We start from the raw sequence: 11,575 nt of genomic DNA, 5'->3' as shown, positions 1-11,575 counted from the left end.
TGACGCTTATTTTATCTGTGATATATATCAGCTCTCTTATATTCGTTTATCCGGCCAGCAGGCGGGATTTTTCTGGCAGCAATAAACCAGGCAGGTTAACTATGACCGCACTTCATGCTATTTATCGCAAGTTTCGTTTCCCTTTTAAGTTTCTTAATGCTGCCATTCGCTATCCTGCCGCGCAGGCACGGGTAAAGCGTTATTCCGTCATGTCGATAGAAGAGACTGTCGATCTGTTATTACGTAACCCACAATTATCTCTGGCCCGTTATGGCGACGGTGAACTGGAAATGACCTGGTATAAAAATATCGGTTTCCAGCCATTTGACCCGAATCTCTCTGCACGACTCAAAGCCTTGCTGCAGCAGGATTCAGGAGCCAACCCGAACTGTCTGATCTGTCTGCCGGATGCCTTTCGCACCACCCGTAATATGCGGAGCGGGTCGGCCCTGTTCTGGTTCTTCCATAAATCATTTTATTTTAAATATTATGAGGCTCTGCTGAATAAACAGTACCAGTATGGAAATACCTCGGTGACCCGTCCCTATCACGATTATAAAGGCAAGCAATTATCCCGGACGATATTTGATAAGTTTAAACAGCTCTATCAGGGCCGCCGGGTATTAATTGTGGAAGGCAGTGGAACGCGCCTGGGATTAGGCAATGATTTACTGGAGGGAGCCAGCGAAGTGAAACGTATTACGACGCTGAACCGTAATGCCTTTTCCGTCTATGATCGTCTGTTTGATACCGTTTTAAAGAATGCCGTCAACTTTGACCTGGTCTTGATTTCATTAGGGCCGACCGCAACCGTGCTGGCATATGATTTAAGTCAGCACGGTATCCGCTGTATTGATAGCGGCCACGTCGATATTGAATATGAGTGGATGCTGGCCAGTGCCACCAGCAAAATAAAAGTGGACGGAAAAAACGTCAATGAGGCGGGCGTACTGCTGAGTGAACAGACTACGGTGGCAGATGCGACTTATCAGCAGCAGATTTTACAACACGTTGGCGAAATACCCCAGGTCGGGACGGCTGATACAGAAGCAGTCACGGAAGCCGTGGTTATCCCGCTGCCACACGTCAGCCCCAACCATCATAACGCCGCCTGAGCCTCACCACCGACAGGCAGCGGCTGCACCGCATTGAAGCGCAGGCGAATTATTAGCGGGATCAGTTAACCCCCTTCGGGGCGGGCTCAGGGGCCCGAATTCTGTGCTTGTCCGCGGTTTGCCGGATAAATACCCTTTCCGGCATCAATTTTGCTTCTGCTCTCCTGAGACATTTAATCAGGAGAAGTGAGATGACAACCAGCCGTTACCGTTACACCATATTTTCACTGCTGTTCCTGATCGCCCTGATCAACTATATTGATCGCGGCGCCCTGTCGTTTGCGGCTAACGCCATTGCGGCGGAGTATCACTTCAGCAAAGTCCAGCTCGGAGCCGTGCTGGGCTACTTTGGCTTTGGCTATCTGTTTGGTTCGCTGTGTGGCGGCTTTCTTGCCGACCGTATCGGCACGAAAAAAGTCTGGCTGCTGGCAGGCGTACTCTGGTCGCTGCTGGAGATCGCCACCGCCTGGGCGGGGGAACTGGGCATGGCGCTGTTTGGCGAATCCGCCATTATGGGCTTTGCTGCCCTTCGCATCATGTTTGGTTTTTCCGAAGGCCCGGCCTATGCGCTGATGAACAAGGCGATTGCTCACTGGGCACCCGATAATGAGCGCGGCTTTGCACTGGGCATCGGCCTGCTCTCGACCCAGGTTGGCGCGCTGCTGACCGCCCCGATTGCGGTGGGCCTGCTGCTGCTGACCCATGACTGGCGCATGATGTTTATCCTGCTCGGTGTTTTCTCCCTGCTGGCGATGGCGCTGTTTGCCCGCACCTTCAGCGACAGCCCGGAGAAAAGTCCACATACCAATACCGCAGAACGTCAGCTTATCCAGACCGGTCAGCGCCGCAGCGCGGGCGACAGCATACCACTGCCCTGGTGGCGCTTCTTTATCAGCCGCACCCTGGTTTGCAACGCGCTGGGCTACTTCTCATTCCTCTACATCACCTTTACCCTGGTGACCTGGATGCCGAAATATCTGCAGGATAATTTCCATTACGACCTGCACTCACTGTGGTACGTCGCGATGATCCCGTGGAGCGGCGCCTGTATTACGGTGCTGCTGGGCGGTCGCATTGCCGATGCCCTGCTGGCTCGCTTCCGTAATCTGCGTCTGGCGCGCAACTTGTTTGCCGCCGTCACGCTGTGCGGCACCGCCTGCTGCTTTATGGCGATCCCCTATGTGCAGTCGGCTGCCGGGATTATTGCACTGATGACCCTGGGTAATGCGCTGAATGCACTGGTAAACAATGTCTACTGGTCGGTGGTGATTGATGTCACCCCTAAAGCGTCGGTGGGTACCTACAGCGGCATGACGCTGGCGATAGCCAATCTGGCAGCGATTATCTCTCCGATGCTCTGCGGCTGGCTGGCGGAATATTACGGCTACAACGCGATGTTTACCGTCACCGCGCTGATCGCCTTTGGCAGTATGCTGGCAATGACACTGCTGCAACCGGAGAAGCCGCTGGTGGCCGAGGCGCAGACCGGCGCAGCGGACGTTTCTGCCGCCTGATCTTAAAAGAGGATTTCCTGACACGCGGGTGATCACACACCCGCGAAGAGTGACACTCCCTGAAAGGCAGCCGCTCAGGCGGCCTGACCTTGTTATTGGGCGGTATAGATTGACTGTTCGGGGATGCCCCGACGATCCCAGCGGCTGGCGATCAGCCATAACAGTGCCGTCGCAAACCAGCCGATGATCCACGAGACATCATTACCGGCAAAAATCCAGGTTAGCGATCCATGGTGCAGCGGATTATCGATAAACGGCAGTTGCACCAGCACGCCCAGAAAATAGACGGTAATACCGGCCAGGTTACAGCGTCCATAGCGTCCGTCCGGCTGCGACAGTGCCGGGACATCAACCCTGCCCCTGGTGATCAGATAGAAATCGGTCAGGCTGATCGCGCTCCACGGCACAAAGAAAGCCAGCAGAAACAGCAGGAAGTGGGTGAAGGATTTCAGAAAGGCCGGTTCACTGAGCAGAGCAATGACGCAGGCCAGCGTAACCATAAGCACCACAAACAGAATGCGCCCGCCCCGACTCAGCGTGGTTTGCTGACGGAAACCAGAGACAATGGTGGTCAGTGACATAAAACTGCCGTAGGCGTTCAGCGTGGTAAACGTGATTTTTCCAAAGCAAATGGCGAAATAAATCACCATGGCCATGGTCGCCGTGCTACCCATGCTCACGATGTAACCGACCTCATTGCCTGCAAACGCACTTCCGGCAATGGCAGCGACAATCACCCCCAGCGTCATTGAAGCCTGCGTGCCAAGTACGGTGCCAAAAAAGACTGAGCTGAAGAGTTTCTTCGCGGAGACATCAGCTGGCAGATAGCGTGAATAGTCCGAGACATAAGGACAGAAGGCAATTTGCCAGGATGAAGACAGGGAGACCGCCAGCAGGAAATTTGCCGGGGTAAAGTGCTGATTCTGCCACACGGCTGATAAGTCATGCGCAGAGAACAGCGTGATAAACAGATAAGCAAAGGCTAAAACGCCAATGACGCTCGCCAGCTTGCCCAGTTGATGAATCACGCGATAGCCCAGCACCGCAATGATCACGATGAGGATGCTGAACAGGATCATCCCGGTTGAATGACTGACATGGGTAAGTTTAGCCAGCGCCTGCCCGGCTAATACTGTCCCGCTGGCTGAAAATCCCACATACATAATGCACACCAGCACCAGAGGAATAACAGCACCAAACACGCCAAACTGCATACGGCTGGTGATCATCTGCGGTAAACCCAGGCGCGGACCCTGGATCGCATGCAAAGACATGATCGCTGCACCCAGAATCTGCCCCACCAGTAAGCCGATAAGAGACCACACGACGTCTCCACCCAGCACCACGGCCAGCGCACCCGTGACAATAGCCGTGATTTGCAGATTGCCACCAAACCAGAGCGTGAACTGGTTAAAGGGATGACCATGACGTTCACCCAACGGGATGTAATCAATGGAGCGGGTTTCTGACAGGCCCTGTTTCTCTGAGCCTGAATAATCTGATACAGATGATTTGACCGACATAGATTCCTCGCTGGAACAGTGAGAGACGTGTTGACTGAAAGCGTGATTTGCCCAATCCAGGGTTGAGAGTACATGTCTATACAAGCAGGGATATTGTCATGCGCATCGGGAAGTTACAAGGCAACCGGTCATTGGAAAATGTGATGATATCGACAGGCCTGTCATGATGCCGGGCAGGAAAGGATGAGGAAGCGCGGGGACCTGTTTCCGGGGATAACGCCCTTATGGCGGGGCGTAAAACGGGAGTGAGGTATTTTGTTCGATCACCGCCACAGACAATAGCGATGATCGGGTAACGCGTGCGATGTCAGGCCTGCCAGGTTCAGAGTGTGTGGAAGAGGAAAAACCCTGACGGTTACCCTTCAGCAACCACACGCTGACGATGACAGTCGGCCGGTTCCAGTTTTTGCCCCTGTGAAGAGATAACCTCCAGGCGCGGCAGCGGCTTTCCTTCCGCATTATCCAGCAGCACGGAGTGGGTTTCGCCCTTCTCAAACAGGTAACGCTCGCCCCACTGGCGCATCGCGACCACAACCGGAAACAGCGAACGGCCTCTTTCGGTCAGGACATATTCGCTGTAGGCGCTGCCGTCGGAGGCCGGCGCAATCTCAAACACCCCTATCTCCACCAGCTGCTTCAGGCGTGACGCCAGGATATTTTTCGCCAGCCCTAAATTCCGCTGGAAGTCACTGAATCTGCGGACGTCATCAAAGGCTTCACGCACGATCATCATGCACCAGCGCTCACCTATCGACTCCAGGGTTCTGGCGACCGGACACTCACTGGTTCTCAGGGATTCCTGCTTAGCCATGCTCTTCTCTCACGCTGCCTGTCTCATGATGCCAGTTTAGCCACTCCGAAAAGAAGTTGCAAAAAAAAACCAGCCCGGTTAAAGATATCGCCAATCCAGTTTCAAATAAAAACCAGAAAGGAAAGCAACATGACCTGTACGATTGGCAAGATGCGTGATCCTGAAGCCGATTCGCCCCCATCCGCGATCCCGGTGCTCTCGTCCCGGATGATCTTTTTGTTTTCACTCACCTCTGCGCTGGCGGTCGCCAATGTTTACTCGGCACAGCCTCTGCTGGAGTCGATCGCCGCCAGCCTGCAGGTTTCCACCGGCACCATTGGCACAGTGGTAACGGCCACGCAGAGCGGCTACGCCCTCGGGCTGATCTTTCTGGTGCCGCTGGGCGACTGCGTGAACCGCAAAAAACTGGTGATTACCCAGTTGCTGCTTTCCGTAGTGGCGTTAATCACTGCTGCGGTTGCACCAGACCTGATGACGCTGCTCTGTGCAATGCTGCTGGTGGGATTAATGGCGGTGGTCACGCAGCTGATGGTGGCGTGGGCCGCCATGCTGGCATCGCCAGAACAGCGCGGACAGGTGGTGGGCAGCGTGACCAGCGGCATCGTGATCGGCATCCTGCTGGCGCGGTTTGTTTCCGGGATGATTGCTGACCTGGCGGGCTGGCGGGCGGTCTATCTGACGGCTGCCTGCCTGTTACTCCTGATCTCGCTCATCCTGGCGAAAGTGCTGCCCGCCACAGCAGGTCAGACGCGGCGCACATCTTATCCTCACCTCTTACTGTCCGTTTTCCGTCTCTTCCTCACGGAACCGCAGCTGCGCAGACGAGGGATCCTGGCGCTGCTGATTTTTGCAGCCTTCAGTATGCTCTGGTCTTCGATGGTACTGCCACTTACCGCCCTGTCACTGTCACACACCCAGACCGGGATGTTCGGCCTGGCCGGAATTGCCGGTGCGCTGGCGGCCTCCAGAGCAGGCGCATGGGCTGACCTGGGCCTGGGGCAGCGTGCCACTGGCTTAGCCCTGGCGTTGCTGACCTTTTCCTGGCTGCCGATAGCCGCGCTTCACACCTCGTTACTGTTGCTGATTTTCGGGGTGATCCTGCTCGATTTCGCCGTCCAGACGGTACATGTGATTAATCAGAGCCTGATCGTGGCCGCCCGACCCGAGGCGGCAAGTCGTCTGGTGGGTGCCTATATGTGCTTTTACTCGCTGGGCAGTGCGCTGGGGGCCATCGCCGCCACTCAGCTTTATACGCACTGGGGATGGCAGGCTGTCTGCTATGCCGGTGCAGCGGTCAGTGCCTCTGCCTTTCTCTGCTGGTCCGGAGTACGTCACTCATGAAATTAACGCATCTGCTGCTCGCCGTCATGATCACCGCCATCTGGGGGGTTAACTTTTCCGTTATCAAACTCGGCCTGCAGGCGGTCGACCCGTTTATCCTGGCAGGTATCCGCTTTACACTCTGCGCCCTGCCAGCGCTGTTCTTTATTAAGAAACCGAACGTGCCGTGGCGCTACCTGATCAGCTATGGCCTGGTCTTCGGGATTGGCCTGTGGGGTCTGGTGAATCTGGGAATTAAAACCGGACTGTCGGCGGGCATCGCCTCGCTGCTGCTGCAGTTCAGCGCCTTCTTCACGCTGCTGCTCGGTGGCTGGGTATTTAAAGAGCGTCTCAGCCGCTATCAGATCGCCGGTTGTGCGCTGGCCTGCGCCGGTCTGCTGAGCATTTTTTTCATTACCGATGGCTCGGTGACGTTTTCCGGCATGCTGCTGGTGCTGGCAGGCGCGGTCGCATGGAGTATTGCGAATATCATCAATAAAAAAGCGGGCACCCGGCAGGTTTTTGCTTTTCTGGTCTGGTCGAGCGCCTTTGCACCCATTCCGCTCTTCCTGCTGGACGGGCTGGTCAATGGCAGCGCGGGCTATCACGCACTCTTCACCCAGCTGGATGTGAAGGCGGTGTTGTCGATACTGTTTCAGGTCTATCCCAATACCCTGCTGGGCTACTGGGTGTGGAACTGGCTGCTGAAACACTATCCGGTTTCAACGGTCGCGCCACTGTCGCTGCTGGTACCGGTGTTCGGCATCCTGGGTTCAGTGGCGATATTTGGCGAAACGGTTTCACCTCAGAAAATCGCCGCGCTGCTGCTGATCATCGCCGGACTGGCCGTCGGGCTCTATGGCCAGCGGGTTGTGCGATATTTCGGCGTACAAACCGGCTGACGGCGCCGTGGGGTGGCTATGCACCGTGCCGCTGGCAGAACGCTTCGATGTCACCGTGCTGAAAATCGGGCAGATTCGCCAGCAGTTTCTCCAGCGGCCAGTTCCACCAGGCAATGCGCTGGAGACGTGCGGCGATAGCCGGTGTAAAGCGCACCCGCAGTGGCCTGGCCGGAACACCACCCACTACGCTGTAGGGCGCGACGTTTTTCGTCACGACTGCACCCGCAGCCAGCACCGCACCATCACCAATGGTGACGCCAGGCAGCACAATTACGCCGTGACCTATCCACACATCGTGACCGATTATCACCCGATCGGCGCGACGGGCGGAAAAGAAGCCCTGATCGCGTCGGGCGTCGGGGTGGTAATACTCCGGGCAGTAGGTAAAGCGATGCTGGGAAGCGCGGTCCATAGGATGATTCGGCGCGCCAATGCGCACCTGATTAGCAATGGCGCAGAAGCGCCCCACCTGGGTATCGGCCAGGCAGCAGTGTTCACCGACATAGGAGAAGTCACCCAGCTCGCTATATTCCAGCGTGCTGTGCGCCAGGATCTCACACTGCTGACCCACAGTGGTTTCGCGCATCTTCACACTCTCATCAATCCAGGTGTGCGCTAATCGGGCGGGCATAACGGCGGCAATGGACATAAAACTCCCGGTCTGGATAAGCAGCGCCCCGGCGGCGTGCTTTGCCGCACCACCTTACCCGCCTCCGATGACAGAGAATTGACAAAGAAAAAAGGCGGAGTGGTTAGCTCCGCCTTGTTTCAAGTTCCGGTTAACCTGCGTGACCGGTCAGTTGCATAAGGGCAACGATGATCTGCAAGATGACCCGGATAAGATCCAGAATCAGCTTAGTCAGTTCCATCACTTTCCTTCTCCTTTTACAGGAGCGCGCTGTTCGGCAACCAGGGCTTTGACTCTACCCGCCGGGCGCCTAAGCACATCTTTGTGGAGAGAGCTGAGCGGCACTCATGGTTAAAGCCACAGGCCAGCACCACCTGATGCCTGCCGGGATTTTAAAACCGTGCCCCTGGGAGCGGCCAGTCGACAATGAGGCGATGCTCAACACTCAACACCTGTATAAACATACAGCATTTTGGCGAAACTTGAAATCCTTAGCCGCACATTTTACAATCTTGTTTGTGGAGAGTGCTGAGCACCTCGTTCGCAGCGCGGTTACCAGCCGGGTAGCGAACAAAAAATAAAGGATTTGGCGAAATGCCAAATCCTTTATTTATGCCTGCTTTCTGCTTAAAAAAGCAGCGCAATGCTTACTTCGCGGCGCTGATTCGCCAGACGGTATTACCCGCATCGTCAGCAATCAGGACACCGCCCTGTTTGTCGCTGGCCAGACCGACCGGTAATCCACGCACCTGCTTTTCGTCGTCCGTCAGGAAGCCCGAGACCACCGTCTGCGGCTGACCCACCGGCTTGCCGTTTTCAAATTTCACCCACACCACTTTGTAGCCATTCAGCGGCGTACGGTTCCAGCTGCCATGTTCACTGATAAACGCACCGCCCTGGTATTGCGGCATGTTATCTGCGCCGTAGAACAGCAGCCCCAGCGGAGCGACATGCGAACTCATGGCATAATCAGGCTTAATCGCTTTCTCAACCAGATCGGGACGCTGCGGTTCGGCACGGGTATCCACATGCTGACCAAAGTAGCTGTAGGGCCAGCCATAGAAGCCTTTGTCCTGCACTGAGGTCATGTAGTCTGGCACCAGATCGGAGCCGATTTCATCACGTTCATTGACGATGGCCCACAGTTTTCCGCTCTGCGGTTCCCACTGTAAGCCGGTCGGATTGCGCAATCCGCTGGCGTAGATCCGGCTGGCACCGCTGGCCGCGTCCACTTCCAGCACCGCGGCGCGGCGATACTCTGCGCCAATGCCGTTCTCGGTGACGTTACTGTTGGAGCCGACACCCACATAGAGCTTGCTGCCATCGGGGCTGGCCAACAGCGCTTTGGTCCAGTGGTGGTTAATCGGCCCGCCCGGCAGTTCCGTCACCTCTTCAGGCGCGGTGCGGATCTCCGTCTCCCCTTCGCGATAGGGGAACTTCACCAGGCTGTCAGCATTCGCGACGTAAAGGGTATTGCCAATCAGCTGCATACCAAACGGCGAGTGCAGATTCTCAATAAAGCGGTGCTGCTCCCATTTGCCATTGACGTTGCGCAGCAGCGTAATCCGGTTGCCGCCAGCGCCGCCCTTACCTGACGCTTTCTGCACAATGCCCATAATCAGCTGTTTAGGCCGGGTGGTGGGTTTGGCCGGGCCGTTGGATTCCGCCACCAGCACATCGTTATTCGGCAGCACATAAACCTGACGCGGATGCTGCAGATTGTCAGCGATCTTTTCGATTTTCAGCCCGTCAGCCACTTTTGGCATTTCGCCCGCTTTCCACGGCGTGCCTTCCGGCACCTGCATCGGCGGCATAAAGAAGTTCTGTGCCTGCGGCAGTTCGGGATTCGGTCCGATCTGCTTCTGCGGATCGACCAGCGCACCATCATCACAGCCTGCCAGTAGTGCTGTCAGGGTAAGCGCGAGCAACGTTTTATGCGGTATCTTCATGGTGGCTCCTCCTTAAGCGCTACGCTGACGTAACGCAAGTTGCACATTCGCCAGCAGCAGCAGCGCTACCACCAGCGTCGAAAGCGTCACGCCCAGCGGGATGACAGCGGCGGCATCACGGCTGTGAATAAACGCATTGACGATAGCGATCACAATCGCCACCAGCCAGAGCCAGAAATGACTCTTTTCCGCACTGTCACTGCCGCGGAACAGATAAACCAGCGCGATGAGTCGCGGCACAATCGCCAGTATCAGTCCCAGCGCAATCAGCCAGCCTGCGGCATCCGTCCAGAACAACACAAAGGTCTGGCTATAGAGAATATCGAACAGCCAGGCCGCGACAAAAAAGCCCAGCGGCACCGGCTCCAGCAGAGCGTACAGCGTCACGGCAAAGGCCGATCTTCCCAGGGTATTGCGCATGTTTCTCTCCATTTTTAACGTGAATGCGGACCGCGTCAGACGTCGCGCTGCTCAGAGCAACTGACTCCGCGCCTGTAAAAGATTAGTAAATCTGAAGAGAAACAGAGGGTTTATTCGGGAGGAATTGCAAATCAGGCGGATGACGTCCCTGTCATCGCCGGTCAGTCAGGGTTTATCAGCGGGTAAAGTAACCCAGTATCCTGGCTGATAAGGCAGCGGCAGGAACTTCTCGTGGAACGTGCGGAAGGTGGCGTCCGGATCCAGATCGGCAAACAGATCGGGATGCAGCCATTTCGCCAGCGCCTGGATAGCCACAAACTGGTAAGGGCTGTCGTAGAACTGATGCCAGATGGCGTGGACATTGCCGTTGTGCGCCACCGGCAGGGTTTTAAAAGCATCGCGCATCATCAGCCCCTTAAGACGCGCGGTAGCCTCGGTGACATTGGCACCCGGACCGACGCCGACCCATTTTCCCACGGTATTGTAATTCTTCCAGTTAGCGCCGGTCACTACCACCACATCCGGCTGGCTGGCGATAATCTGTTCCGGGTTAACGGTGCCGAAGGTGCCAGGGATCAGATCTTTAGCGATGTTACGACCGCCCGCAATCTCAACCATCTGACCAAAGTTTTCATTGCCAAACGACATGCAGCACTCGTCGCTGTAGCCGCCTGCACGGTCAATCATCACTTTCGGGCGGTAGCCGGTAAAGTTCTTCAGACGCGAGGTGACAAGGTCAATCTGCTGCTGGCGGAAGGTGATAATTTCCTGGGCACGCGCCGGTTTGTTCACCAGTTCGCCCATGATGCGGATACTTTTCTCCGCATTCACCATCGGCGCTTCGCGGAAATCGATAAACACCACCGGCACGCCTACTGCCTGCAGTTTTTCAATCAGCTTGCCTTCATCGGTGGCGGCTTTGGATTCCAGATTCATCAGCACCAGATCGGGCTTCAGGGTTAACGCCTGCTCGACGTTGAAAGTGCCATCTTTCGCCCCGCCAAAGGTCGGTAATTTTTTAATTTCCGGATAGCGTTTTTCGTAAGCCTGATAACCGTCCCAGTCCGCTTTCGGGAAGTCGTCACGCCAGCCAATCACCCGTTTAAATGGGGCATCAGTATCAAATGCCGCCAGCAGATACATCTGACGGCCCTCACCCAGAATGATGCGTTTTGCCTCCTGCGGCACCTCGACCTGACGGCCTGCGACATCGGTAATCAATTTGGCCGAAGCCGTCCCTGCCAGCGTGAGCAGCCCCAGCGCTAAAAACCATTTTTTCATTGTAAAAACCCGCACAAATGATAATGAGAATTATTAATGTAAAGCGGCGTTACTATCACCTAAAACAGGGGTCAGGGGAAGTCATCCGGTTAAATGTTTTTTGCGGCGGGGT

Annotated in this window: 10 protein-coding genes; 4 read left to right on the top strand and 6 right to left on the bottom strand. The window is 55.8% G+C overall.

Annotation, left to right across the window (positions count from 1 at the left end; all coding sequences use genetic code 11):
• Positions 1–101: 101 nt before the first annotated feature.
• Together AC6I8B_RS09850 and AC6I8B_RS09845 are read left to right on the top strand one after the other, a co-directional pair.
• Positions 102–1,115 (top strand): GT-D fold domain-containing glycosyltransferase, encoded by a 1,014-nt coding sequence (locus AC6I8B_RS09850; RefSeq protein WP_010670138.1) that lies wholly within the window; start codon positions 102–104, stop codon positions 1,113–1,115.
• A 191-nt stretch (positions 1,116–1,306) separates the two neighbouring features.
• Positions 1,307–2,629 carry an MFS transporter gene (locus AC6I8B_RS09845; RefSeq protein ID WP_157352138.1) on the top strand — a complete coding sequence of 441 codons (1,323 nt, stop codon included), beginning with the start codon at positions 1,307–1,309 and terminating at the stop codon, positions 2,627–2,629.
• A 92-nt stretch (positions 2,630–2,721) separates the two neighbouring features.
• Here AC6I8B_RS09845 and AC6I8B_RS09840 read toward each other — a convergent pair whose 3' ends face one another.
• Both AC6I8B_RS09840 and AC6I8B_RS09835 read right to left on the bottom strand, forming a co-directional pair.
• Positions 2,722–4,152, bottom strand: a complete 1,431-nt coding sequence (locus AC6I8B_RS09840; RefSeq protein WP_497817425.1) for a purine-cytosine permease family protein — start codon at positions 4,150–4,152, stop codon at positions 2,722–2,724.
• 355 nt (positions 4,153–4,507) lie between these two features.
• On the bottom strand, positions 4,508–4,963 hold the full coding sequence (locus tag AC6I8B_RS09835) for a winged helix-turn-helix transcriptional regulator (protein WP_033767222.1): 456 nt from the start codon (positions 4,961–4,963) through the stop codon (positions 4,508–4,510).
• A 129-nt stretch (positions 4,964–5,092) separates the two neighbouring features.
• On the opposite strand from AC6I8B_RS09835, the gene AC6I8B_RS09830 reads away from it, so the two are divergent.
• Together AC6I8B_RS09830 and AC6I8B_RS09825 are read left to right on the top strand one after the other, a co-directional pair.
• Positions 5,093–6,304: an MFS transporter gene (locus AC6I8B_RS09830; RefSeq protein ID WP_157352131.1), complete on the top strand. Its 1,212-nt coding sequence runs from the start codon at positions 5,093–5,095 to the stop codon at positions 6,302–6,304.
• A complete protein-coding gene (locus AC6I8B_RS09825; RefSeq protein WP_157352128.1) occupies positions 6,301–7,185 on the top strand; it encodes an EamA family transporter in 885 nt (294 codons plus the stop codon). Before AC6I8B_RS09830 ends, AC6I8B_RS09825 begins: the two co-directional genes overlap by 4 nt.
• Positions 7,186–7,201: 16 nt before the next feature.
• Here AC6I8B_RS09825 and AC6I8B_RS09820 read toward each other — a convergent pair whose 3' ends face one another.
• The 4 genes from AC6I8B_RS09820 to AC6I8B_RS09805 form a co-directional block, all read right to left on the bottom strand.
• Positions 7,202–7,834 carry a DapH/DapD/GlmU-related protein gene (locus AC6I8B_RS09820; RefSeq protein WP_010244979.1) on the bottom strand — a complete coding sequence of 211 codons (633 nt, stop codon included), beginning with the start codon at positions 7,832–7,834 and terminating at the stop codon, positions 7,202–7,204.
• 626 nt (positions 7,835–8,460) lie between these two features.
• The gene (locus AC6I8B_RS09815) at positions 8,461–9,762 is read right to left on the bottom strand and encodes a PQQ-dependent sugar dehydrogenase (RefSeq protein ID WP_157352124.1); all 1,302 of its coding nucleotides are present in this window, start codon (positions 9,760–9,762) and stop codon (positions 8,461–8,463) included.
• A gap of 12 nt (positions 9,763–9,774) precedes the next feature.
• Positions 9,775–10,182, bottom strand: a complete 408-nt coding sequence (locus AC6I8B_RS09810; RefSeq protein ID WP_010244987.1) for a DUF2231 domain-containing protein — start codon at positions 10,180–10,182, stop codon at positions 9,775–9,777.
• Positions 10,183–10,347: 165 nt separating this feature from the next.
• Entirely contained in the window at positions 10,348–11,463 is a 1,116-nt protein-coding gene (locus AC6I8B_RS09805; protein ID WP_010670131.1) for an ABC transporter substrate-binding protein, read from the bottom strand.
• Positions 11,464–11,575 lie beyond the last annotated feature (112 nt).

It is taken from the genome of Pantoea sp. X-Soil-ISGK-285 (assembly GCF_059730815.1).
This window is presented reverse-complemented; position numbering and strand designations above follow the sequence as displayed.